Source organism: Pseudomonas sp. UBA6323 (genome assembly GCF_002439135.1).
Classification (GTDB): domain Bacteria; phylum Pseudomonadota; class Gammaproteobacteria; order Pseudomonadales; family Pseudomonadaceae; genus Aquipseudomonas.
The window spans coordinates 73,995-95,810 of sequence record NZ_DJSX01000065.1 but is presented as its reverse complement, the minus strand read 5'-3'; the positions used below and the strand labels follow the sequence as shown (position 1 = coordinate 95,810).

Sequence of the window (21,816 nt, the reverse complement as noted above, 5' to 3'; positions counted from 1 at the left end):
CTTGGATGAAACGGGGCGCAGAGCATGCCAGCTCTGCGCCCGTGCTGTCATTTGCTGGCGTCGAGCACGACGCGATAACGCGCCTTGCCGCTGCGCAGATGGTCGATGGCCGCGTTCACTTGGCTCATGGGGAATTGCTCGACCTGCGGCAGGATCTGGTGCCGCGCGCAGAACTCCAGCATGGTCGCCATGGTGCTCGGCGAGCCCACCGGCGAGCCGGACAGGCTCTTCTGCTGCGGAATCAGGTTGAACACGTGCACCGGTATGGCGCTGGGCACGATGCCGACGAAGTGCAGGCGGCCCTTGCCACGCAGGGTGGCGAGCAAGGCGATCCAGTCGAGATCCGCACTGGCGGTGACCAGGAGAAAATCCAGCGTGCCGGCAATCGCCTTCATCGCCGCGCTGTCGGTAGAGGCCACCACCTTGTGCGCGCCCAGGCGCTTGGCTTCGTCCTGCTTGTTCAGCGACGAGGTGAAGGCGGTCACCTCGCAGCCCCAGGCATTGAGAAAACGCAGTGCCAGGTGGCCAAGGCCGCCGATGCCAACCACGCCGACGCGGTCGGTGGGCTTAATGTCGAACTCCAGCAGCGGGCTGAATACCGTTGAACCAGCGCAGAACAGCGGGCCGACCAGCGCCGGGTCGAGGCCATCGGGCAGCGGCACGGCCCAGGCCCAGTGCGAGCGCGGGCGGTCGGCGAAGCCGCCGTGACTGCCGACGATGGTGGGTTTGACCGAGCGGCACAGCTGGTGTGAGCCCTCCATGCACGAGCCGCAATGCATGCAGCTGCCCTTGTACCAGCCGATGCCGACGCGCTGGCCGAGCTTGAGGCCGCGCGCCTGCTCGCCGAGGCGGACGATGGTGCCAACCACCTCGTGGCCGGGGATGAAAGGGTAGCGGGCATTGCCCCATTCGTTGTCGATCATCGACTGGTCGGAGTGGCAGATGCCGCAATATTCCACCGCCACCTCCACCTCTTCGGCGCCGAGCGGGCCTGGGTCGTAGCTCAGGCGCTCCAATGGCGCCTTGGGCGCGGTGGCGGCCCAGCCGGTGAAGGTGGCGAGTTCGGCGCTGTTGCTCATGGACGGCTCCTCGATGCTGGGGTGAATCAGCAGCTTAGCCTGTCTGGTGGGGCGTGTAAGGACCATCAGCGCCGCTTATCGTGAGTTACACTGCGCAGCCTAGTTCCGCCGAAGCTCGTCGCATGTCTCGCCCTCGTCCTCCCGCCAATCGCCGTCCTGCAGCACCTCGCCGCGTGGCCAAGGCACCGCCTGCGCAGCCACGCCTGCTGCTGCTGAACAAGCCATTCGACGTGCTGACCCAGTTCAACGACGAGCAGGGTCGCGCCACCCTCAAGGATTTTGTCGCTGTGCCTGGCGTCTACCCGGCCGGGCGTCTGGATCGCGACAGCGAAGGCCTGTTGCTGCTGACCAACGACGGTCGCCTGCAGGCGCGTATCGCTGACCCCAAGCACAAGCTGGCGAAGACCTACTGGGTACAGGTGGAGGGCGAGCCGAGCGAGGAACAACTGCAGCAGCTGCGCGATGGCGTCACGCTCAATGATGGCCCGACCCTGCCGGCCGAGGCGCGGCGCCTGGACGAGCCCGAGCTGTGGCAACGCAACCCGCCGGTGCGCTTTCGCAAGAGCGTGCCGACCGTCTGGCTGGAGCTGGTGATTCGCGAGGGGCGCAACCGCCAGGTGCGGCGCATGACCGCCGCGGTTGGCCTGCCCACTTTGCGCCTGGTGCGCGTGGCCATTGGCCCTTGGACATTGGATGGCCTGCAACCTGGCCAGTGGCGTGAGATCCCGGCACAGCTGCCGTAGCGGCGCGCGGTCGCTTGGGGAAACACTGAAGAATCCATTTGCCGTCACTCCCGCCAAGGCGGGAGCCCAGTTCTGCGTTCCCGCCTTGGCGGGAATGACGACTGTTTATCTGCCGGGCGTTTTGTCGCAGGGCCGGGCCCTGGCGAGATGACCTGAGTCAATAACCGGCCTTGATCACGGCAATACCTTTGTTCAGCACTTCACGCCACGCTTGGCGCACGTCCGCGTCGCACTCCTTGTCGTGTTCGCTGATGGTCAGCAGCAGCGCGTCGAGCCACAGGTCGTAGAGTTCGGGGGAAATGTCCAGGTGCTGGCGCGAGTGCGATTCGCCAAGGGCACGTAGCTTGGTATCGGGCATGCCGCGCGCGTGCATCACCAGGTTCATGATGCCCTGGCGCAGCAGTTGCTTCTGCGCGGTCATGTCGGTGTTGACGAATTTCCCGCGGATCAGCGGCGAGCTGGCGAGAAAGTGGCGGTAGAAATCATCGAAAAAGGTGAGGCTGGCGCAGCAGCGTCCATAGCTCTGCATCACCAGATTGGCGGCGCTCATGTGCAACTCCTTGAATGGGCAGCCGGCCGCATCGAGGCGGCGGCCTGGAGAGGATCAGACGTGTTGCGCGGGCTTGGCGATACTGCGACCGCTCAACCGTGAATGCCGCGCGTGGTCTCGATGATGTAGGTGATGATCGGCTTGGCCAGGAAGGCGAACAGGCACAGGCCCAGGCCGAGGAACAGGATGGCAGTACCCAGGCGGCCGGCCTTGGACTTCTTCGCCAGGTCCCAGATGATGAAGAACATGAACAGCATCAGGCCGCCTACCAGGACGTACATCATCAGAGCTTCGAATTGTTCGGTTTCCATGGTGCCTCGTGATTCGGACGGAAAACGCAGGGCGAGAATTATACGCGCCCTGGCTTGGACCGCGGCATGATCCGTTTGACCCTGCGACTTTCAGTCGCGCAGGTGCTGCAACGGCAGCTGCGTGCTGGAGAGAATCTGTTGCAGCACGAAGCTCGAACGCACGCTGGAGACACCGTCGATACGAGTCAGGGTGCCCAGTAGCAGCTTCTGGTAATGATCCATGTCCGGCACCACCACCTTGAGCTGGTAGTCGGCGTCCATCCCGGTGACCAGGCAGCACTCCAGCACCTCGGGGCATTTGCGTATCTCGTCCTGGAAATGCTCGAAGCGCTCCGGCGTATGCCGGTCCATACCGATCAGCACGTAGGCGGTCAGGCTAAGACCGAGTTTCTTGCGGTCGAGCAGGGCGACCTGGCCGGTGATGTAGCCATCGTCTTCCAGTTGCTTGACCCGGCGCGAGCAGGGCGAGGGCGACAGGCCGATGCGCTCGGCCAGCTCCTGGTTGGACAATGCCGCGTTGCGCTGCAATTCAGCGAGGATGTTCAGGTCGTAACGATCGAGTTTGTCCATTTTTTCATCAGTCCGTTATTGCATTGCGCTAAATAGTGATCCTTTAGCCATTAATTGCGCAATGGTCTGATCTGTAAGCAATCTTCGCAATCTTATTTCGGTGCGGCAGGCGTAAGCTTTACCTCAGTTTCACGGCCCGGACGAGAAGTCCTACCGGCCTCGCCCAACCAGGTGAGCCGGCGCCGACGGTCCTACCGGATCGCACCGGCACCCGGGTCCGCACTGCCCAACCAGGCGGGCGACGAAAGCGGCGACAACATCGCCAGCACCGGACAGATTTCCCGAGGGGGCCGCGAGGCCCCTTTTTTATTGCCCGCTGTTGCGGGGTAGCAGGCGACCGTGGTTAATGCCTGACCACTTCCTGCGGGTCGGCATGCACCAGCACCTCGGCGCGGGGGTAGCGTTCGTGGATGGCCTTTTCCACCGCTTCGCAATGCTCATGAGCTTGCGACAGACTCATTTCGCCCGGCAGCTCCAGGTGTAGCTGGACGAACCAGCGTGTGCCGGAAACCCGCGTGCGCAGATCGTGTGCGCCGAGCACGCCAGGGACGGCGCACGCCAGCTCGTGCATCTGCGTACTGACGTCGGCGGGCAGTTCCTCGTCCATCAGTACGGCAATCGCGCCACGGACGATGCTGATGGCGCTCCAGAAGATGTAGAAGGCGATGCCAATGGCGAAGATCGCGTCCATCTGCTGCCAGCCGAGGCGGGTCAGCAGCAGGGCGGCGAGAATGCTGGCGTTGAGCAGGATATCGGAGCGGTAGTGCAGCGAATCGGCGTGGATGGCGGTGGAACCGGTTTCACGTACCACCTTGTGCTGGAACAGCAGCAGGGCCACGGTCAGTGCCAGCGATAGCAGCATCACGGCAATGCCGACACCTTCGGCAGACAGCTGCTGCGGCGATTGCAGGCGCTCGACGCCCTGCAGGCCGATGAGGATGGCACTGACACCGATGAACAGCGCCTGCCCCAAACCAGCCAGGGCTTCGGCCTTGCCATGGCCGTAGCGGTGATCTTCGTCGGCTGGGCGCAGAGCGAAGTGCACGGCGATCAGGTTGATCAGCGAGGCCGCGCTATCGAGCAGCGAATCGGTGAGACCGGCCAGCAAGCTGACCGAGCCGCTCAACCACCAGGCAAGCGCCTTGGCCAGCACCAGGGTCAGCGCCACGGTCAGCGCTGCCCGGGTGGCCAGGCGCATCAGCCTGGCGTGCTGCGGGTCGTGCATGGGTCAGGCAGCCGGGCGCAGACCGTAGGCAGCCAGTTGCTCGGCGTTGCCGCTGTGCTGGATCAGGCGCGGATCGTCCAGCGGCAGCTGATGGCCGGTGCTGGTCTCGATCAGCGTTTTCAGCGCGTACTGGTCGACCTTGCCGTCTGCGCCGATTAGTTGCTTGAGCTGTTGCGGGTCGACCTGAGCGGTCTGGCCTTCGGGCAGGTAGATGGCGCCTGTGGCGAAATCCACGGCGAAAGCGATCAGGCCGGGAATCACGTAGAACAGCAGGCCGATGGCGTTGGCCCCGGCAATCACCGGGTCGATCCGGCCTTCGATCTGGCCCCGGCGATCCGGGTAGAAAATCGAACCGCAGGCGGTCAGTTGAGCGAACAGGGTAGCGGCGACAAGGCCGGCAATAACGCGGGATTTCGTGCGCATGAGCACCTCCAGAAAAAAGTGGCGCAACTATAGCAAGGCGTTGATTGTAAAACTGCTGTGCGCTGTTTATGACTCGCGGGGCGTCTGGCAGTTCGCCGTTATAATCGCCGGCCTGTTGTGGAGATACCATGAACGACCTGCCGATCGACGCCCTGTTACACGCCCTGCGCGATGCTCTGAGCGCCCGCCACGAAGTCGTGCTGGAGGCGCCGCCCGGTGCGGGCAAGACCACCCGCGTGCCGCTGGCATTGCTCGACGCGCCCTGGTTGCGCGGGCAGAAGATCCTCATGCTCGAACCGCGCCGGCTGGCGGCGCGCGCTGCGGCCGAGCGCCTGGCCAGCGAGCTGGGCGAGCGCGTCGGCGAGACGGTCGGCTACCGCATCCGTTTGGATAGCAAGGTGGGACCGAACACCCGAATCGAGGTGGTCACCGAGGGCATCCTGGCCCGCCGTCTGCAGGACGACCCGGCGCTGGACGGCGTTGGTCTGGTGATATTCGACGAGTTCCACGAGCGCAGTCTCGATGCCGACCTTGCTCTGGCGCTGACCCTCAATGGCCGCGCCATGTTCCGTGCTGCGGACAGTGGTGAGATGCCGCTCAAGGTGCTGCTGATGTCGGCGACCCTCGAAGGCGAGCGCCTGGCCGCCTTGCTGAGCGACGCCCCGGTACTACGCAGCGAAGGGCGCATGTTTCCGGTGGATATCCGCTGGGGCGCGCCGTTCCAATCGGGCGAGTGGGTCGAACCGCGCGTGCTGCAGACGGTACAGCAGGCGCTGGCCGATGAGCCCGGCAGCCTGCTGGTGTTCCTGCCGGGACAGGCCGAGATTCGCCGCGTGGCCGAGCAACTGGGCGAGGCGCTGGCCGGTCGCGACGACATCCTGCTCTGCCCGCTGCATGGCGAGCTGGAACTGTCCGCGCAACGCGCGGCCATCGAACCGGCTCCAGCGGGCAAGCGCAAGGTGGTGCTGGCCACCAACATTGCCGAGACCAGCCTGACCATCGACGGCGTGCGTGTGGTGGTCGATGCCGGCCTGGCGCGGGTGCCGCGTTTCGACCCGGCCAGCGGCATGACCCGCCTCGATACCCAGCGCATTTCCCGCGCTTCCGCCACCCAGCGTGCCGGCCGCGCCGGCCGCCTTGAGCCAGGCGCCTGCTATCGCCTGTGGTCGCAGGCGCAGCACGAACAACTCAGCGCCTATTCCGGCGCGGAAATCCTTGCGGCCGATCTGTCCGGGTTGGCCCTGCAACTGCTGCGTTGGGGCGTCACGCCGCAGGAGCTGGGCTGGCTCGACCTGCCTCCACCGGCTGCTTATGCCCAGGCGCTGGACTTGCTCGGTCGTCTCGGCGCGCTGGACGAGCGTGGCGCGCTCAATGCCCATGGTCAGGCCATGGCCGAGCTGCCGAGCCATCCGCGTATCGCCCATCTGCTACTGCGCGGTCAGGCGCTGGGGCTCGGTGCGCTGGCGTGCGATCTGGCGGCGCTGCTGTCCGAGCGCGACATTCTTCGGGGTGCTGGCGCCGATCTGCACAGTCGCCTGGCCCTGCTCAGCGGCGAAAGCCGTGCCGCGCGCTCGGCCCAGGGTGGCGTGCAGCGCGCGCGGCAGTTGGCCAAGCAATTTCAGGGACTGCTCCGGGGCCGGCCGGTAAGCCAGGCGGTGAGCGACCCCGAGCACCCGCGCTGGCTCGGCTGCCTGCTGGCCTTCGCCTACCCCGACCGCATCGCCCAGCAGCGCCGCCCTGGTGGCGCCGACTACCGCCTGGCCAACGGTCGCGCCGCGCAGTTCGCTGAAGCCGATGCGCTGATGAAGCACGAATGGCTGGTAGTAGCAGACCTGGGCAGTCGCCAGGGCCAGCGCGAGGAGCGTATCTATCTGGCGGCCGATCTCGATCCGGCGCTGTTCGAGCGCGAACTGGCCGAGCAGGTACAGACGCTGGAGGTACTCGACTGGGACGAGCGCGAAGGCGTGCTGCGCGCCGAGCGTCAGCGCAAGGTGGGCGAACTGGTGCTGGAGCGCCAGGCGCTGGCCACACTGGGTGAGGACACGCGCAGCCGCGCCCTGGTCGGCCTGGTGCGACGCAAGGGTCTGGAACTGCTGCCCTGGACGCCGGAGCTGCGCCAGTGGCAGGCGCGCGTGGCGCTGCTGCGCGACCTAGATTTGCAGCAACAGGACCAAAGCGAATGGCCGGATCTGTCCGATGCTGCGCTGCTGGCGACGCTCGATCAGTGGCTGCCGGCCTACTTGGGCAAGGTCAACCGCCTCAGCCATTTCGCCAATCTCGACCTGCCATCGATCCTGCAAACGCTGCTGCCCTGGCCGCTGCCGCAACGCCTTGACGAGCTGGCGCCGCGTGCTCTGAGCGTGCCGTCCGGCTCGCGCATCGCCATCGACTACACGGAAAACCCGCCGGTGCTCGCCGTGCGCCTGCAGGAACTGTTCGGCCTGGCCGCCACGCCGCGCATCGCCGGCGGTCGTCTCGGCCTCAAGCTGCACCTGTTGTCGCCGGCGCGTCGGCCCGTGCAGGTAACCCAGGATCTGGCCAGCTTCTGGGCCAATACCTACATCGATGTGAAGAAGGATCTGAAGGGGCGTTACCCCAAGCACTACTGGCCTGATGACCCGTTGATCGCCGAGCCCACTGCGCGGGCCAAACCGAGAAAGTGAGAAGCCGATGCTGACCCTGAATGTCGGGCCGCTGGCCCTGGGTGTCACCCATGTGCTGCTGTTGGGCAGCCTGCTGGTGGCGACGCTGGTAGGCTGGCTGATTGGTCGCCGTCACGGCTGCAACCCCGAGCGCCAGCTGTTTCGCTCACTGCTGGTCGGGCTGTTGGTGGCGCGGCTGGCCTTCGTGCTGGTGTATGCCGAGTTCTACCGCGATGCGCCGTGGCGTGTGGTGGATATTCGTGATGGCGGTTTCATAGCCTGGCCGGGTGTGCTCGCCGGGCTGGCGCTGGGGGGTTGGTACTGCTGGCGTCAGGCGCCGTTGCGGCGCCCGCTGGGGGTGGCGATGGGCGTCGGCCTGGCGGTATGGCTCGCTGGCAACCTGATGCTGCACGCGTTGGAGCAGGGCACGCGGCTGCCTGATCTTCAAGTGCGGGACTTGCAGGGCAATCCGGTGAACCTGCGCGATTACGCCGGGCAGCCGTTGGTGGTCAATCTGTGGGCCACCTGGTGCCCACCGTGCCGGCGCGAGATGCCGGTGTTGATGCAGGCGCAGCAGCGCGAGTCCGCGATCACCTTCCTGTTCGTCAACCAGGGGGAAAGCGCCGCGCTGGTAAGCGAGTTCCTTGCCGCCCAGCAACTGAGCCTGGACCACCTGCTGCTCGACGAACAGGTCAAGTTGGGGCAACTGGTGGGTTCGCGCGCACTGCCGACCACGCTGTTCTACGACGCCGAGGGGCGGCAGATCGGCAGCCATCTGGGCGAGCTGTCGCACGCCAGCCTGGAGCGAGCGCTGGCCAGGTTGCGTGGTGAGTGAGGGATCAATACAGCCACAGATCCTCGCCGGCATCCTGCAACTGCTGGTAGGCCCGATCCAGGTCGTCGCGCAGGCGCTCGGCACCCGGCGCACGGCGCGAGTAGATCATCCTCAGCGGCAGGCGTTGCACTTCGACGAAAGGCAGGTCGCCCATGCCCAGCTCTCGCATGGCCTGCTCGATGGGGGCGCGATAGTCCAGCAGGTAGTCGGCGCGTCGACGCAGGAGCATTTCCAGAGCCGAGGTATGGCTGCGGGTACGGTGATGGATGATGTTGCGAGCTGGATCTTCCAGCCATTGATTGATGTCCTGCCAGTAGCTGTAGCCGGTGATCAGGATCACCCCACGATCGTGCAACTCGTCCGGAATGATCGGCGCCGGCGTATCCTGGCGAAAGTACAAGTTGAGGGTGATCTCGCCCAGCAGATGCCTGCCCTCGAAGGTGTGCTCGGCCAGTTCCGGCTTGCCTGATGCGCCGGCCCAGAGCTGGATACTGCCGTCGAGCAGGCCGCTGTAAAGGCGGGCGCCGGGGTAGGAGCGAAAGTCGGCCTCATAGCCCGCCGCATCGAGCAGGCGCGCGGTGAGCTCCAGCCCCGAGCCGCTTGGTTGGCCCTGGGCGTCGGTATAGGAGTAGGGCGGAAACTCGTAGTAACCCACATGAATGCGCTGCCTGGTCTCGGCAGCGTGGGCAGCCGACAGCCAGAACAGGGCGATGAACATCAGGCAGAAGCGTCTTGGCATTTGGCTCGCGGCTCTTCGCCGTCTTTTCATTCGATGGTGCCCGCTGAGGATGGACAAGACCGGGTTGGCTTGTCCAGCCCGGTCTATTGCTGACTGGGCAGAAAGAAGCGGCCGATTACCGGCAGGTGGTCGGAAATGGTCAGCGTATCGTGCTGGCGAACCAGGCTGGCGAGCGGGGTCAGGCGCGGGCTATGGAACAGATAGTCGAGGGTGCGATCGGGGCCGCGGGCGGCCGGGTCGTTGGGGAAGTGCGTGTACCACTGCGCCTGCTCCACGCCGCTGGCCTGTTGCAGGCTGGGGATCATCGGGTAGCGGCGGGCCAGGTCCTGTAGTTCGCTGTCGGCGGCGTACCAGCTGCGCTGATCCTCCGGCAGGCGCTGGAACTGACCGGGTGGCAGCAGATTGAGGTCGCCGCCCAGTACCCAGGTCTTACCCGCGCCTTGCAGTTGCTGGAGCAGGTCGTCGGTCATCTGCACCTGGCGTTGCATGGTGTTCTGGCCCTGGGCGAAGGCATCGAAATGGGTGTTGATCACCACCAGTTCTTCGCCGCCGCGAACGGGCAGGTAGCTGACCAGCAGCGCGCGCTTGAGCTGGAACTGGCGGCTCAGCAGATCGGCCTCGAGCATGGGCAGCTGCAGGCGTTCGGCGCGGGTGATCTGGAAGCGGCTGAGGGTGCCCAGCTTCATGCCGACGCTGCCGAGAATGCGCGGGTGCGGTACGAAGGCAGCCTTCCAGTACAACGCCTGGGCGCTGCATGGATAGAGGTCGCCCAGGCGCGCCTGCAGCAGGGCCAACTGGTCCTGGTGGTCGCTGGCCTTGGCGTTGTCATGCAACTCCTGCAACAGCACCACGTCCGGCTGCTCATCGCGCAGCACGCGCACCACTTCATCGAGCGTCAGCGCCAGGTCCTCGCTGCTCGGGCGCTCGTCCGGGCCGTCGCCGCCGGGCAGGTCGTACCAGAACACGTAGCGCTTGCCGGCCAGGTACTGCACGTTCCAGGTCATCACCTTGAGCGCCTGGCCGGGTTGCAGCTGGGGCACCTGACCATCGCAGGTCACGGGCGCGTTCTCACGTGGCAGCGGGCGCCAGGTCAGGCTGTAGACCAGGGCGATCAGTAGAATGAGTAACGGCAGGGCAATGAACAGCAGCAGGCGAAGCGGGCGGTGCAAAGACATGGCGAAGCGGGCGACTATGCTGGAAGCAGGCGAGCATAACCCAGTGCGCAACTTCGTCCCAGGCTGTGAGCTGCGCATTTCACTGGCCGCTTCGCCTGTCATGCGCCTGCAGTACCATGCTGAAAGGTTTGACAGGCCGGGCGATGGTTCCCAATGCTGTTCACTCAGGAAACGGTCAAGCACGATCACTTCCCTCGCCCCTTTTGGGCGAGGGGCAGGCAGAGGGAAACCGGCGGTTTGCGGTGTTTTCGGCCCTCTCCCCAGCCCCGCTCCCACAAATGGGAGAGGGGAGCAAAAACGTGTGCAACCCTAAGTGAGCAGCGTTGAGGCTATGGTTCGGGCTTGTCGCTGACACTGGGCCGCCGGGAGTCACCCATGTATCGCAAGGTATTTGCCAACAAGGTATTCGACCGCAAGGTGGTGCTGATCACTGGCGGTTGCGCCGGTATCGGTCGGGCGCTGGCCATGCGTCTGGCGCAGGCCGGGGCACGGCTGGTGATTCTCGATCTGCAGCAGGCAGCGCTGGATAGCCTGGTGCAGCACCTGGCCGATCACCATAACGCCGAGGCCCTGGGGCTGCTCTGCGACGTCGCCGATGCCGAGGCGGTGCAGCGCGCCGTGGCCCTGGCAGTGGAGCGTTTCGGCGGGATCGACGTGTTGATCAACAATGCCGGCATCACCCACCGCAGCACGTTCGCCGAGACCAGCCTGGAGGTCTTCCAGCGGGTCATGGCGGTCAACTATTTCGGTGCGCTGCACTGCACTCAGGCGGCGCTACCCAGTCTTATCGCCCGGCGCGGGCAGATCATCGTGCTCAGTTCGCTGTCGGGTATCGCGCCCTTGCTCTACCGCAGCGCCTACAACGCCAGCAAACACGCGCTGCATGGCCTGTTCGAAACGCTGCGCTACGAGCTCAAGGGCTCGGGTGTGAACGTGATGCTGGTGTGCCCTGGCTTCACCGCCACCGACCTGCGCAAGAACGCCCTGGTCGGCGATGGCTCGGTGGCCGCACAGGCGACGCTGGCGATGGGCAAGGTCGCCTCGCCACAGGATGTCGCCGAGGCCATCTACCACGGCGCGCTCAAACGTCGACGGCTGCTGGTGCTGTCGAATGTCGACTGGCGCGCGCGGGTGCTGGCGCGCTTCTTCCCGAGATTGTTCGAGCGCGTGCTGCTGCCGCGGCTTTCCGGGCTCAAACCGCCGAATCAAGGGCGCGTCTGATGCGTATCTGGCTGCTGCTTCTGCTGGTGCTGGCGCCGTTATGCCGGGCCGAGCAAGTACAGCCGTTGCGTGTCATGACCGACCTGTGGCCGCCGTTTCGCATGGACCGGGAGGATGGCCGTCTGCACGGGCTGGATATCGATCTGCTCGATGAGTTGTCGCGGCGCACCGGCATGCAGTTCGAGGTACAGCGGGCGCCCTGGGCGCGTGGGCTGGCGGCGCTGGAGCAGGGGACTGCCGACCTGATGACCGGCCTGGCCAGGACGCCGGAACGCGAACGCTACATTCGCTATCTGCATACGCCGTACTACACCTGCTCGCCGCGCTTTTACGCCAATCCAGCGCTGGCGACGCGCTTGAATGACTATGCCTCGCTGCGCGGGCTGCGTATCGGCTATGTGCTGGAGTCGGCCTATTTCCAGCCGTTCGATGCTGATCAGGCGCTGAACAAGGTTGGCGTCAGCAACGAGCATCAGCTCCTGGAGATGCTGGCGCGTGGTCGCATCGACGCCCTGGTCGGTACGGATTGTCAGGTCGACTATTCGCTGCTCGATCCTGGGCTGGCCGGGCGCATCGTCAAGGCCGCCTTCCAGCCCGGGGTCCGCACCGAGCTTTACATCGGCTTCTCGCGCAAGCGCCTGGAGCGCATGCCGGAGCTGGCCACGGCGCTTGAGAGCCTGCTGCGCGAAGGCTGGATCGCCAATGCCGCGCTGCGCTACCAGCCCGTGGTGGCGGGCCACTAACGGCATTTCAGCCGTGTTCTTTCGGCTCCACGTATAGCTCGTAGATCAGCGCCATGTCCCAGTACGCCGCCTCGATCTTGTGGCCGTCGAGATCCCTGACGAAGCAGCCGTAGTAGGGTTCGCCGTATTCGGGGCGCGGCCCCGGTTGGCCTTCGTCGCGTGCTCCGGCCTCCAGCGCGGCCTGGTGAAAGGCGTGCACCGATTCCTTGTCCGGGGCGACGAAACCGAAGTGACTGCCGTTACCGAGCGTGGCCGGTTGACCATTGATCGGCGTCTGCACCCAGAACTCGGGAAATTCGCGGCCGAAGGCCACCGCGCCGGGATGGCGCATGATTTCCTTGCAACCAAGAGTGGCCAGCACCTTGGCGTAGAAGGCGCTGGCTGCCTCGAAGTCGTTGGTGCCGATGGATACGTGGGACAGGATGCTCGGGTTGCTGTCGCTCATGGCAAGCGCTCCAGAAGGGTGGACTGGCAAGCCTAGTCGCTGTTCTCGCCATCTGCCGCCTGCTGCGGTTCGAGCAGCATGAACAGGCGGAATAGCACGACGATGGCGAACAGCTGGAGGAAACCGTTGCCGGTCTGATGCAGCACCCACAGCAGGGTGTCGCTGTGATTCGGCTGCGTCCACCAGTCCAGCAGCCACAGCGGCACCAGCACATTGGCCAGGCAGGCGAACACCGGCCAGAAGCGCCCCTCGGTCAGCGCGAAGCTGGCTTGCAGGGCGCGCATTGGCGGCTCTTGGCGCAGCACCAGGATCAGTTCGGAGAAGGCCAGGCGCATCATGATCCAGATACCCGGCACGATGAACAACGACAGGCCGAGCATGATCGCCAGGGTGCTCAGGCCGGTCATCAGGGCGAAGGTCGGCCACAGCTGCAGACCGGCCGCGAACAGCTGCGCGCTGCCGGGCGTCTGCCCGATGCTGCGGGCATGCAGGAAGAGAATCAGCGGCGCAGCGTACAGCGGGTAGAAGAGAATGCCGAGCAGCACGCCATAGGCCGGGTTGGCGCCTTCGCCAAGCTGGGCGGCGAGGAGCGTCTGGGCAATGGCTTCGAGCAGCAACAGCGGCAGGGTCAGGCGGGCGATGGCGGCGAGGTTGTGGCTGGAGAAGAACCAGGCGTCGCGCAAAACGGAAAGTGGGCTCATCGACGGGTTACCAAATGTCAGGGCGCCCGCACTGTGGCGGGTTGCCGGGATAGGTTCAAGGGTATTCCAGCTGCGCATTGGGCAGTGCGGCGAGCAGGCGCGGCAATTCACCGCCAGGCACTTCCAGAGTCAACTGCGGCGGGCCGGGTGAATACAGCAGGAAGTCGCAGGCCAGCACTGCGCGGTCGATCAGCAGAGTGATGGCGGCGTCATGGCCGAACGGGCAGGCGCACATCGGCACGCAGCCGGTGTGCTCGCTCAGTTCTTCGTCGCTGGCGATGCGCGGACGCTTGCCGAGCAGCGCTTTTAGTTTGGTCCAGTCGGCGCGAGCGCCTTCAAGGGTGACCAGCATCGCGTAGCGCTGCGCATCGACGCGCAGGAACAGGCTCTTGCTCTCCACGCCGTGCAGGCCGAAGCGTTGGCGCACGGCGTGGGCGGTGGGGTAGTCCAGCACGGCTTCGTGCTCGATCAGGCGATGGCTGATTTGCAGGCGTTGGAGCAGGTCAAGGTTGCGCTGGCAGAGGCGGTCTAGAGGCGTCATGGCGGCAAGGATAGGGGCTGCGTCGCGCCCCGGCCAGCCCTGAACGCAGGATGCTGCCAGCTCTGGCATACTGGCGCCTTCGTCACCCCCGAGGACTCCCGGTGAAGAAGATCGCCGTATTCGCCGATGTGCAGAACCTCTACTACACGGTGCGCCAGGTGCATGGCTGCCATTTCGACTACAGCGTGCTGTGGGCCGAGGTCAGCCGCCGCGGCGTGATCGTCGAGGCCTACGCCTACGCCATCGACCGCGGCGACGCCAAGCAGCAGCAGTTCCAGCAGATCCTGCGCAAGCTGGGTTTCACCGTGAAGCTCAAGCCCTATATCCAGCGCGCCGACGGCTCGGCCAAGGGCGACTGGGACGTGGGCATCACCATCGACGTGCTCGACGCGGTCGAGCGCGTCGACGAGATCGTCCTGGCCTCGGGCGATGGCGACTTCGACCTGTTGCTCGAGCGCGTGCGCAGCCGTGGTGTGGAAACCATCGCCTTCGGCGCGCCGGGGCTGACGGCGCAGTCGCTGATCCGCGCCGCCAGCCTGTACGTGCCCATCGAGGGTGATCTTTTGCTCCGCAATCATTGAGACTTACGTGGAATCCATCGCAGTAATCGACTTTGAAACCACCGGCGTATCGCCGACCCAGGCGCGCGCCACCGAGATCGGCGTGGCGATCATCGAGGACGGGCGCATCGTCGACCGTTACCAGAGCCTGATGAACAGTGGCGCCTGGGTGCCGCCGTTCATCGAGCAACTGACCGGCATCAGCAACGCCATGCTGCGCAAGGCGCCGCCTTCTGAGCAGGTGATGAACGAGGTGGCCGACTTCATCGGTGAGCGCCCGCTGCTGGCGCACAACGCCTCCTTCGACCAGAAGTTCTGGGACGCCGAGCTGGCGCGCGTTCGGCGCCGTCGCCTGCAGCCTTTCGCCTGTTCGTTGCTGCTGTCGCGGCGCCTGCTGCCGGAGGCGCCGAGCCACAAGCTGGGCAACCTCAACACCTGGGCCGGCCTGCCGGATACCGGCCGCGCTCACCGCGCCCTGGCCGATGCCGAGATGGCGGCGAACCTGACCCTGCACCTGTTCGGCCTTCTGCGCGAACGCCACGGCCGGCACCAGGCCGATCATGCCTTTCTCTGCCAGTTGCAGAGCCTTTCGGCGGCCAAGGTGCGGGCGTTGCTGGCCACCGCCAGCTGAGTTTGCCTCGTATCCGTAGGAGCGGCTTTAGCCGCGATAAAAGCTCGCGGGCTGAAGCGGTATGCCGCCCAGCCGCTCCTTCGGTTTGTCTTATGCGTTGGGGTTGCTGCGGCTGAAGCTGCTGCGGGTTGGTAGCCCGGATGCAATCCGGGGAAAGTGGTGCATGGTCCCGGATTGCATCCGGGCTACGGGTTTGCCTCGTTCCTGTAGGAGCGGCTTCAGCCGCGAAGCCTTTTTCGGAAGAGAACGCCGCAGATTTCAGGATGCTTTGTGAGAGACGCTTTCCACTCGGGCATCCTGCTTCGTTCTACCTCCCGCATCCATGCAGCCGCAGCGGCGATTTTCGCGGCTGAAGCCGCTCCTACGGGTGGGGACAGGTTAAACTGCGCGCCTGTTTCCTTTCCGATTCGGTTGCCCCATGACCTTCGCCTCCCTTGGTTTGATCGAGCCGCTGCTGCGCACTCTCGCCGAACTCGACTACCAGACCCCGACGCCGGTGCAGAGCCAGGCCATCCCCGCCGTGCTCAAGGGTCGCGACCTGATGGCGGCGGCGCAAACCGGCACCGGCAAGACCGCGGGTTTCGCCCTGCCGCTGCTGCAGCGCCTGACTCTGGAAGGCCCGCAGGTGGCCAGCAACTCGGTGCGCGCGCTGGTGCTGACGCCGACCCGGGAGCTCGCCGAACAGGTGCTGCAGAGCTTCCAGACCTACGGCCAGAATCTGCCGCTGACCAGCTATGCGGTGTACGGCGGGGTCAGCATCAACCCGCAGATGATGAAATTGCGCAAGGGCGTCGACGTGCTGGTGGCCACGCCGGGCCGTTTGCTCGACCTGTACCGGCAGAACGCGGTGAAGTTTTCCCAGCTGCAGACCCTGATACTCGACGAAGCCGATCGCATGCTCGACCTCGGTTTCGCCCGCGAGCTGGACGAGCTGTTCAGCGCGCTGCCAAAAAAGCGCCAGACCCTGCTGTTTTCCGCCACCTTCTCCGATGCCATCCGGCAGATGGCCGGCGAGTTGCTGCGCGACCCGCTGTCGGTGGAAGTCAGCCCGCGTAACGCTGCCGCCAAGACAGTCAAACAGTGGCTGATCCCGGTGGACAAGAAGCGCAAGAGCGAATTGTTCCTGCATCTGCTGCAGCAAAAGCGTTGGGGCCAGGTGCTGGTGTTCGCCAAGACGCGCAAGGGTGTCGACCAGCTGGAGCAGGAACTGCTGGCCATGGGCGTGTCGGCCGACTCGATCCATGGCGACAAGCCGCAGCCGAGCCGCCTGCGCGCGCTGGAGCGCTTCAAGGCCGGCGAGGTGCAGATCCTGGTGGCCACCGACGTGGCTGCGCGTGGCCTGGATATCGACGACCTGCCGCTGGTGGTCAACCTCGACCTGCCGATCAATGCCGAAGACTACGTGCACCGCATCGGCCGTACCGGCCGCGCCGGCAGCACAGGCGAGGCGATCTCCCTGGTTTGCGCCGATGAGGTGGACCAGCTGGCGGCGATCGAGAACCTGACCCAGCAGTTGATCAAGCGTGTCGACGAGCCGGACTTCATCCCCGATCACCGCGTACCGCTGACGGCGGTCGGTGGCCAGGTGTTGAAGAAGCCCAAGAAGCCCAAGCAGAAGCTGATCCCCGGCGCGGGCAAGGCGGGCGGCAAGGGCAATATCCACCTCGGCCGCTGGTTCGAGGAAGAAGACGCCAAGCCCAAGGTCAAGGCAGTACGCAAGGTGCCGAGCTTCGGCAGCAAGCCCAAGGGCGGCAAGAAGTAGTCATCGGAAAAGCTCGCGGCTAAAGCCCCTCCCACAGGCGTAATGTCGCTCTTACAGGAAACGGTCGAACACCACCAGTCCCCTCGCCCTCTGTAAGAGGGTTAGGGAGAGGGGGGAATTGGCAGTTTTGCGGTGTTTTCAGCCCTCTCCCCAACTGCTCTCCACCAGGCGTGCCCCTAATAAATGGGAGAGCGGAGCCAAGCTCATAAAGCTCTAAGTGAATAGCTTCATTCTCACAGGCGCAGCTTGTTCCATGTGGGAGGGGCTTTAGCCGCGACGAGTCAGCTGTTCTGGCCGATGCGCCAGAGCACGCCGCTGGGGTCGAACACCATGAACTCGCGTATGCCCCAGGGCTGATCCTGCGGCGGGATCAGCCGCGTACCGAAACGCTCGTCCAGGCGTGCTTGCTGAATCTGCTGCCACCAGGCATCGACGTCCTCCACCAGCAGGTGCATGACGAAGTTCTCCGCCTGCTCCTTGACGTAGAAGTTCTGCAGCAGGAAGGCGCAATGCTCGCCGTGGCTGAAGTAGGCCATCTGATCGTCTGACCAGCCGCGCCTGAAGCCCATGGCCTGGTAGAAATCCATGCTCAAGGCAAAGTCCCGTGCCGGGACGAAAGTTTTCAGTTCGACGCTGCGCAGCATGGATGGTCCTTTCTCGAGGCTGTTAGGCAAATGGCGCGGGCATTGACGGGCAAGCCCGCTCCCACAGGATGGAGTTCGCTGAGCTTACTGCGTACCGCCGTTCTGCACGGCGGCAGCGGTCATGTCGTAGATCACCAGGCACACGTGCTCCACCGGCTGGCCGGCCAGCGGCAGCAGGGTGACGTTCTGGTACATGAAGTCGGCCTGGCCGGTGATGGGTTGGTAACTCTTGAAACGCATCAGGTAGGGGCGCTGCTGCCACAGGCTGAAGGCGCGGGTGCCGAGTTGCACGACGCTTTCCACCTTGCGCTCCAGCCAGGGGCGATCAATGTCGGGGAACAGCTCGAACAGCGAGCGCCCCTGCACCTGATCCGGCCCCAGTCCGGAATGGTTTTCCATAAAGGCGTTCCACACCTCGATGCGGTACTGGCGGTCGAGCACCACCACGCCAACGTCGATGCATTGCACGATGTCGAGCAGCCAGTGGACTTCCTTGATATCGATCTGCGCGGGCATGGCCTTACTCCATCAGGTAGCCGATCTTGGCGGTCAGGCGCTTGATCGAGTCTTCGGTGAACAACAGCAGCAGGTCGAAATGGATGGCGTGGCCTTCCAGGCTGTAGCTGATCTCCACGGCCAGGGTCTTGCGCCAGCGCTGACGATTGATCTGGATGAGCTGGTCAAGGCTGGCGTGCTGGCCGAGCAGTTGCGGGTGGCCCTGGGAGAAGCGCAGGTCGAGCTGCTCGGCGATGCCGGCCAGGCAGGCTCCAGTGATGATGCTGGCCAGGTCCAGGAGCATTTCCGAGGTTTCGGCCTCGTTCTTCGGCTGCCAGCCGAGCAGGCGCGCCATGTCGTCCACTTCTGAATCGTGGAACAGCAGCAGCGCCTCGCCAGCGATGGCCTCGCCGATGAAACCCTGGCAGATGGCGCTGAAGCGCTCGCCGCGTTGGGCGTCGAGCAGGGTCATATGCAGTTCGCTGACCTCGAAGATGTTTACCTGCGGCACCGGCAGCTGCACGAACACCCCGAGCACCTTGGCCAGCAGCGCGGCGGCGCGGCCCATGGCGACGTTGCTCACTTCGCGCAGGGCATCACGAAAACTGACCTTGAGCTCCGACAATGCCGCTGCCTGGGCCTGCGCACCCGGTGTGGTCTGAGGGTCGAACAGTTTCAGCCCGATCAGCGTCTGGCGCAGGATTTCCGGATCGGCGGGTTTCTTGATAAACGCCAGCGCGCCCAGCTCGCGTACGCGACGTACCGCTTCTTCCTGCACATCGCCGGATACCACGATGACCTGGCTCTTGAGCCCTTCGGCGCGCAGCGCCGCGAGTGTTTGGTAGCCGTCGAGCACCGGCATGGTCAGGTCGAGCAGCATGACCTGACCCAGGCCTTGGCGGATCAGGGCCAACGCCTCCTCGCCGTTGCTCGCTTGACTGAGGGAAACCGGCCATTCAGCCGGCAAGGCGCGGATCAATTGCTTGCGCGCCATATTGGAGTCGTCGCAGACCAGCAGCGGGATCACGGCGGGGGATTACCTGTGTGGGGAAACGCTGAAATTCAGCATAGACGCAGCCCGTGTGGCGTCACAGTGGTTTCAGCGGTTTTTCAGGCGTAGGGCGGGTGAAACCCGCCAGGTCATAGTGGCGGGTTCCAACTCGCCCTACGGGCTGTGTGGCGTCACGGTATTTTCAGTCGTAACCCGGATGCAATCCGGGACATTGCGCAGATAGCCCCCGGATTGCATCCGGGCTACGAGTGTGCGGTGGCCTGCAACCACTCCAACAAGCCCTGTGCCGCCACCCGTCCGCTGGCGAAGCAGGCGGTGAGCAGGTAGCCACCGGTGGGCGCTTCCCAGTCGAGCATTTCGCCGGCGCAGAACACGCCGGGCAGCGACTTGAGCATCAGACCGTCATCCAGCGCCGCAAAGGGCACGCCGCCGGCGCTGCTGATCGCTTCATCCAGCGGCCGGGTGCGCAGCAGGGTAATCGGCAGCGCCTTGATCCAGGGCGCCAGGTCGGCCGGCTCGGCAAAGGCAGCAGCAGGTGCCAGTTCGCGCAGCAGGGCGGCCTTCACCCCGTCGAGGCCGGCCTGGCGGTGCAGGTGCTTGGCCATCGAGTGCTTGCCGCGCGGCTTGGCCAGTGCCTGCTGCAGTCTGGCCAGCGGCATCTGTGGCAGCAGGTCGAGGTGGATCAGCGCCTGGCCATCGGCCTCGATGGCGCGGCGTATATCTGCGGAAAAGGCATACACCAGGCTGCCTTCGATGCCGCCTGCAGTCAGCACGAATTCACCGATGCGAAACGCCTGGTCGGGCAGGCTCAGGGATACGTTCTTCAGCGGTGCACCGGCGAATTTCTCGCGCAGATATTCGCTCCAGCCAGCCACCTCGAAGCCGCAGTTGCTCGGTTTCAGCGCTGCCACCTCGATGCCGCGCGCCTGCAGCAGCGGTACCCAGGCCCCGTCGGAACCCAGGCGCGCCCAACTGCCGCCGCCCAGGGCCAGCACGCATGCGTCGGCGGCCAGTGCGCGCTCACCGTCCGAGCTGGCAATTCGCAGGCTGCCGTCCTGGTTCCAGCCCAGCCAGCGGCTGCGGGTATGGATGATCACGCCCAGCTCGCGCAGGCGGCGCAGCCAGGCGCGCAGCATCGGTGCGGCCTTCATGTCGCTGGGGAACACGCGGCCTGAGGTGCCGACGAAGGTGTCAATACCCAGGCCATGAATCCAGGCGCGCAGGGCATCGGCATCGAATTCGTGCAGGAGCCTTGCGACCTCGGCCTGGCGCTCGCCGTAACGGCCGATAAAGGCGTCCTTGGGCTCGGAATGGGTGATGTTCATGCCGCCGACGCCGGCCAGCAGGAATTTGCGCCCCACCGAGGGCATGGCATCGAACAACTCCACGCGTACGCCGCCTTGCGCCAGCACTTCGGCAGCCATCAGCCCGGCCGGGCCGCCGCCGATGATGGCGACGTGATGAGCGTTGGGTGAGGTGCGTGTGGTCATGGCGGCGGAACGGTTTAAGAAGGGCTGCGCATTCTACCCGAGTGCCTTGCGGCCTTGTCATTTGCTCGGGGTTGGGGCAGGTTCTGTTCGAACCTTTTTTGGCTGGAGCCTGCCATGTCCCAAATCTGCCCCGACATCGATCCCGATGGCCTGATCGAATATTCGGTGGTCTACACCGACCGCTCGCTTAACCATATGTCGCAGTCGTTCCAGGGCGTGATGCGCGATATTTCCGCCACCCTGAAACAGGTCTACAACGCCCACGCCGTGGCGGTGGTCCCGGGCAGCGGCACCTATGGCATGGAAGCGGTGGCGCGGCAGTTGGCGACCGAGCAGAGGTGCCTGGTGATCCGCAACGGCTGGTTCAGCTACCGCTGGACGCAGATCTTCGACATGGGCCGGATTCCTTCCGAAGCGCGCGTGCTCAAGGCACGCCCGGTCGCCGACGGCCCTCAGGCCGCCTTCGCCCCGGCGCCACTGGACGAGGTGCTGGTCACCATTGCCGCCGAGAAGCCGCAGGTAGTGTTCGCCCCGCATGTTGAAACCTCCTCGGGCATGATCCTGCCGGACGACTACCTGCGCGCGGTGAGTGACGCGGTGCATGCGGTTGGCGGCCTGTTCGTGCTCGACTGCATCGCCTCCGGCACCCTCTGGGTGGACATGCGGGCCTGTGGCATCGACGTGCTGATCAGCGCGCCGCAGAAGGGCTGGAGCGCCTCGCCCTGCTGCGCCCTGGTGATGATGAGCGAAGCGGCCCAGGCTCGCGTCGAGGCGACTCAGAGCACCAGCTTCGCCTGCGACCTGAAGAAGTGGCTGCAGATCATGCAGGCCTACGAGCAGGGCGGCCACGCCTACCACGCCACCATGCCCAGCGATGCCCTGGCGCGTTTCCGCGACGCCATGCTGGAGGCCAAGGCCATCGGTTTTGCCAAGGTGCGCCAGCAACAGCAGGAACTCGGTGACCGGGTGCGTGCGCTGCTGGCGGCGCGCGGCTTCAGGAGCGTTGCCGCCAAGGGCTTCGAGGCGCCTGGTGTGGTCGTCTGCTACACCGACGATGCGCAGATCAAGACCGGCGCCAAGTTCGCCGCCGTCGGCCTGCAGATCGCCGCCGGCGTGCCGCTGCAATGCGATGAACCGGCGGACTTTCAGACCTTCCGCCTCGGCCTGTTCGGGCTGGACAAGCTGGGCAATATCGAACGCACGGTGAAGACGCTGGAGCAGGCGTTGGACAAGGTGCAGGCGGGCTGATCGTCAGGATCAGGTAGGGCGGGTGCAACCC

General features: G+C 65.2%; 24 protein-coding genes. 9 read left to right on the top strand and 15 right to left on the bottom strand.

The window, feature by feature from the left end; translation table 11 throughout:
* Nucleotides 1–47: 47 nt before the first annotated feature.
* Nucleotides 48–1,079: an NADPH-dependent aldehyde reductase Ahr gene (gene ahr, locus B3P22_RS15135; protein WP_296271542.1), complete on the bottom strand. Its 1,032-nt coding sequence runs from the start codon at nucleotides 1,077–1,079 to the stop codon at nucleotides 48–50.
* A gap of 173 nt (nucleotides 1,080–1,252) precedes the next feature.
* Here ahr and B3P22_RS15130 point away from each other — a divergent pair, with 173 nt between their 5' ends.
* Entirely contained in the window at nucleotides 1,253–1,822 is a 570-nt protein-coding gene (locus B3P22_RS15130; protein ID WP_296271628.1) for a pseudouridine synthase, read from the top strand.
* Nucleotides 1,823–1,979: 157 nt separating this feature from the next.
* Here the strand turns inward: B3P22_RS15130 and B3P22_RS15125 are convergent, their stop codons facing one another.
* From B3P22_RS15125 to B3P22_RS15105, 5 genes are all read right to left on the bottom strand, one after another.
* Nucleotides 1,980–2,372: a globin gene (locus B3P22_RS15125; protein ID WP_296271541.1), complete on the bottom strand. Its 393-nt coding sequence runs from the start codon at nucleotides 2,370–2,372 to the stop codon at nucleotides 1,980–1,982.
* Nucleotides 2,373–2,464: 92 nt separating this feature from the next.
* Nucleotides 2,465–2,683 (bottom strand): DUF2788 domain-containing protein, encoded by a 219-nt coding sequence (locus B3P22_RS15120; RefSeq protein ID WP_197855462.1) that lies wholly within the window; start codon nucleotides 2,681–2,683, stop codon nucleotides 2,465–2,467.
* A gap of 90 nt (nucleotides 2,684–2,773) precedes the next feature.
* Complete coding sequence (locus tag B3P22_RS15115) at nucleotides 2,774–3,253, bottom strand: Lrp/AsnC family transcriptional regulator (RefSeq protein WP_004424680.1); 480 nt, start codon at nucleotides 3,251–3,253, stop codon at nucleotides 2,774–2,776.
* Nucleotides 3,254–3,596: 343 nt separating this feature from the next.
* Complete coding sequence (locus B3P22_RS15110; protein WP_296271540.1) at nucleotides 3,597–4,478, bottom strand: cation diffusion facilitator family transporter; 882 nt, start codon at nucleotides 4,476–4,478, stop codon at nucleotides 3,597–3,599.
* A gap of 3 nt (nucleotides 4,479–4,481) precedes the next feature.
* Complete coding sequence (locus B3P22_RS15105) at nucleotides 4,482–4,901, bottom strand: polyribonucleotide nucleotidyltransferase (protein WP_296271539.1); 420 nt, start codon at nucleotides 4,899–4,901, stop codon at nucleotides 4,482–4,484.
* Between the two features lie 128 nt (nucleotides 4,902–5,029).
* Here B3P22_RS15105 and hrpB point away from each other — a divergent pair, with 128 nt between their 5' ends.
* Nucleotides 5,030–7,564 carry an ATP-dependent helicase HrpB gene (gene hrpB / locus B3P22_RS15100; RefSeq protein WP_296271538.1) on the top strand — a complete coding sequence of 845 codons (2,535 nt, stop codon included), beginning with the start codon at nucleotides 5,030–5,032 and terminating at the stop codon, nucleotides 7,562–7,564.
* Nucleotides 7,565–7,571: 7 nt separating this feature from the next.
* The gene (locus B3P22_RS15095) at nucleotides 7,572–8,378 is read left to right on the top strand and encodes a TlpA disulfide reductase family protein (RefSeq protein ID WP_296271537.1); all 807 of its coding nucleotides are present in this window, start codon (nucleotides 7,572–7,574) and stop codon (nucleotides 8,376–8,378) included.
* A 4-nt stretch (nucleotides 8,379–8,382) separates the two neighbouring features.
* On the opposite strand, the gene B3P22_RS15090 is transcribed toward B3P22_RS15095, so the two are convergent.
* Both B3P22_RS15090 and B3P22_RS15085 read right to left on the bottom strand, forming a co-directional pair.
* Nucleotides 8,383–9,117 carry a substrate-binding periplasmic protein gene (locus B3P22_RS15090; protein WP_296271536.1) on the bottom strand — a complete coding sequence of 245 codons (735 nt, stop codon included), beginning with the start codon at nucleotides 9,115–9,117 and terminating at the stop codon, nucleotides 8,383–8,385.
* 83 nt (nucleotides 9,118–9,200) lie between these two features.
* Nucleotides 9,201–10,292 carry an endonuclease/exonuclease/phosphatase family protein gene (locus tag B3P22_RS15085; protein ID WP_296271535.1) on the bottom strand — a complete coding sequence of 364 codons (1,092 nt, stop codon included), beginning with the start codon at nucleotides 10,290–10,292 and terminating at the stop codon, nucleotides 9,201–9,203.
* A 375-nt stretch (nucleotides 10,293–10,667) separates the two neighbouring features.
* Between B3P22_RS15085 and B3P22_RS15080 the strand changes: the two genes are divergently transcribed.
* Together B3P22_RS15080 and B3P22_RS15075 are read left to right on the top strand one after the other, a co-directional pair.
* Nucleotides 10,668–11,513 (top strand): SDR family oxidoreductase, encoded by an 846-nt coding sequence (locus B3P22_RS15080; protein WP_275546749.1) that lies wholly within the window; start codon nucleotides 10,668–10,670, stop codon nucleotides 11,511–11,513.
* The gene (locus tag B3P22_RS15075; RefSeq protein ID WP_296271534.1) at nucleotides 11,513–12,256 is read left to right on the top strand and encodes a substrate-binding periplasmic protein; all 744 of its coding nucleotides are present in this window, start codon (nucleotides 11,513–11,515) and stop codon (nucleotides 12,254–12,256) included. Before B3P22_RS15080 ends, B3P22_RS15075 begins: the two co-directional genes overlap by 1 nt.
* 7 nt (nucleotides 12,257–12,263) lie before the next feature.
* Here the strand turns inward: B3P22_RS15075 and B3P22_RS15070 are convergent, their stop codons facing one another.
* Genes B3P22_RS15070 through B3P22_RS15060 form a run of 3 tightly spaced genes read right to left on the bottom strand, consistent with a single transcriptional unit; the run spans nucleotide 12,264 to nucleotide 13,943 of the window.
* Nucleotides 12,264–12,701, bottom strand: coding sequence for a VOC family protein (locus B3P22_RS15070; RefSeq protein WP_296271533.1), 438 nt, complete (start codon nucleotides 12,699–12,701; stop codon nucleotides 12,264–12,266).
* A gap of 32 nt (nucleotides 12,702–12,733) precedes the next feature.
* Nucleotides 12,734–13,402, bottom strand: coding sequence for a YciC family protein (locus B3P22_RS15065; protein WP_275546746.1), 669 nt, complete (start codon nucleotides 13,400–13,402; stop codon nucleotides 12,734–12,736).
* A gap of 55 nt (nucleotides 13,403–13,457) precedes the next feature.
* On the bottom strand, nucleotides 13,458–13,943 hold the full coding sequence (locus B3P22_RS15060) for a YbaK/EbsC family protein (RefSeq protein WP_296271532.1): 486 nt from the start codon (nucleotides 13,941–13,943) through the stop codon (nucleotides 13,458–13,460).
* A gap of 101 nt (nucleotides 13,944–14,044) precedes the next feature.
* On the opposite strand from B3P22_RS15060, the gene B3P22_RS15055 reads away from it, so the two are divergent.
* The 3 genes from B3P22_RS15055 (at nucleotide 14,045) to B3P22_RS15045 (ending at nucleotide 16,896) form a co-directional block, all read left to right on the top strand.
* Nucleotides 14,045–14,524, top strand: coding sequence for an NYN domain-containing protein (locus B3P22_RS15055; protein WP_275546744.1), 480 nt, complete (start codon nucleotides 14,045–14,047; stop codon nucleotides 14,522–14,524).
* A gap of 7 nt (nucleotides 14,525–14,531) precedes the next feature.
* Nucleotides 14,532–15,134 carry a 3'-5' exonuclease gene (locus B3P22_RS15050; RefSeq protein WP_296271531.1) on the top strand — a complete coding sequence of 201 codons (603 nt, stop codon included), beginning with the start codon at nucleotides 14,532–14,534 and terminating at the stop codon, nucleotides 15,132–15,134.
* Between the two features lie 418 nt (nucleotides 15,135–15,552).
* Nucleotides 15,553–16,896 (top strand): DEAD/DEAH box helicase, encoded by a 1,344-nt coding sequence (locus tag B3P22_RS15045; RefSeq protein WP_296271530.1) that lies wholly within the window; start codon nucleotides 15,553–15,555, stop codon nucleotides 16,894–16,896.
* A gap of 281 nt (nucleotides 16,897–17,177) precedes the next feature.
* Here B3P22_RS15045 and B3P22_RS15040 read toward each other — a convergent pair whose 3' ends face one another.
* The 4 genes from B3P22_RS15040 to B3P22_RS15025 form a co-directional block, all read right to left on the bottom strand.
* Entirely contained in the window at nucleotides 17,178–17,540 is a 363-nt protein-coding gene (locus B3P22_RS15040) for a VOC family protein (RefSeq protein ID WP_296271529.1), read from the bottom strand.
* An 84-nt stretch (nucleotides 17,541–17,624) separates the two neighbouring features.
* Complete coding sequence (locus tag B3P22_RS15035) at nucleotides 17,625–18,056, bottom strand: PAS domain-containing protein (protein ID WP_296271528.1); 432 nt, start codon at nucleotides 18,054–18,056, stop codon at nucleotides 17,625–17,627.
* 4 nt (nucleotides 18,057–18,060) lie between these two features.
* Nucleotides 18,061–19,062 (bottom strand): response regulator, encoded by a 1,002-nt coding sequence (locus tag B3P22_RS15030; protein ID WP_296271527.1) that lies wholly within the window; start codon nucleotides 19,060–19,062, stop codon nucleotides 18,061–18,063.
* Nucleotides 19,063–19,289: 227 nt separating this feature from the next.
* On the bottom strand, nucleotides 19,290–20,537 hold the full coding sequence (locus tag B3P22_RS15025; RefSeq protein WP_296271526.1) for a TIGR03862 family flavoprotein: 1,248 nt from the start codon (nucleotides 20,535–20,537) through the stop codon (nucleotides 19,290–19,292).
* 114 nt (nucleotides 20,538–20,651) lie between these two features.
* Here B3P22_RS15025 and B3P22_RS15020 point away from each other — a divergent pair, with 114 nt between their 5' ends.
* Entirely contained in the window at nucleotides 20,652–21,785 is a 1,134-nt protein-coding gene (locus B3P22_RS15020; RefSeq protein WP_296271525.1) for an aminotransferase class V-fold PLP-dependent enzyme, read from the top strand.
* Nucleotides 21,786–21,816 lie beyond the last annotated feature (31 nt).

Coding starts and splice junctions, on each gene's coding strand:
- ahr (WP_296271542.1), bottom strand. CDS start 1,079: ATGAGCAACAGCGCCGAACTCGCCACCTTCACCGGCTGGGCCGCCACC.
- B3P22_RS15125 (WP_296271541.1), bottom strand. CDS start 2,372: ATGAGCGCCGCCAATCTGGTGATGCAGAGCTATGGACGCTGCTGCGCC.
- B3P22_RS15120 (WP_197855462.1), bottom strand. CDS start 2,683: ATGGAAACCGAACAATTCGAAGCTCTGATGATGTACGTCCTGGTAGGC.
- B3P22_RS15115 (WP_004424680.1), bottom strand. CDS start 3,253: ATGGACAAACTCGATCGTTACGACCTGAACATCCTCGCTGAATTGCAG.
- B3P22_RS15110 (WP_296271540.1), bottom strand. CDS start 4,478: ATGCACGACCCGCAGCACGCCAGGCTGATGCGCCTGGCCACCCGGGCA.
- B3P22_RS15105 (WP_296271539.1), bottom strand. CDS start 4,901: ATGCGCACGAAATCCCGCGTTATTGCCGGCCTTGTCGCCGCTACCCTG.
- hrpB (WP_296271538.1), top strand. CDS start 5,030: ATGAACGACCTGCCGATCGACGCCCTGTTACACGCCCTGCGCGATGCT.
- B3P22_RS15095 (WP_296271537.1), top strand. CDS start 7,572: ATGCTGACCCTGAATGTCGGGCCGCTGGCCCTGGGTGTCACCCATGTG.
- B3P22_RS15090 (WP_296271536.1), bottom strand. CDS start 9,117: ATGCCAAGACGCTTCTGCCTGATGTTCATCGCCCTGTTCTGGCTGTCG.
- B3P22_RS15085 (WP_296271535.1), bottom strand. CDS start 10,292: ATGTCTTTGCACCGCCCGCTTCGCCTGCTGCTGTTCATTGCCCTGCCG.
- B3P22_RS15080 (WP_275546749.1), top strand. CDS start 10,668: ATGTATCGCAAGGTATTTGCCAACAAGGTATTCGACCGCAAGGTGGTG.
- B3P22_RS15075 (WP_296271534.1), top strand. CDS start 11,513: ATGCGTATCTGGCTGCTGCTTCTGCTGGTGCTGGCGCCGTTATGCCGG.
- B3P22_RS15070 (WP_296271533.1), bottom strand. CDS start 12,701: ATGAGCGACAGCAACCCGAGCATCCTGTCCCACGTATCCATCGGCACC.
- B3P22_RS15065 (WP_275546746.1), bottom strand. CDS start 13,402: ATGAGCCCACTTTCCGTTTTGCGCGACGCCTGGTTCTTCTCCAGCCAC.
- B3P22_RS15060 (WP_296271532.1), bottom strand. CDS start 13,943: ATGACGCCTCTAGACCGCCTCTGCCAGCGCAACCTTGACCTGCTCCAA.
- B3P22_RS15045 (WP_296271530.1), top strand. CDS start 15,553: ATGACCTTCGCCTCCCTTGGTTTGATCGAGCCGCTGCTGCGCACTCTC.
- B3P22_RS15040 (WP_296271529.1), bottom strand. CDS start 17,540: ATGCTGCGCAGCGTCGAACTGAAAACTTTCGTCCCGGCACGGGACTTT.
- B3P22_RS15035 (WP_296271528.1), bottom strand. CDS start 18,056: ATGCCCGCGCAGATCGATATCAAGGAAGTCCACTGGCTGCTCGACATC.
- B3P22_RS15025 (WP_296271526.1), bottom strand. CDS start 20,537: ATGACCACACGCACCTCACCCAACGCTCATCACGTCGCCATCATCGGC.
- B3P22_RS15020 (WP_296271525.1), top strand. CDS start 20,652: ATGTCCCAAATCTGCCCCGACATCGATCCCGATGGCCTGATCGAATAT.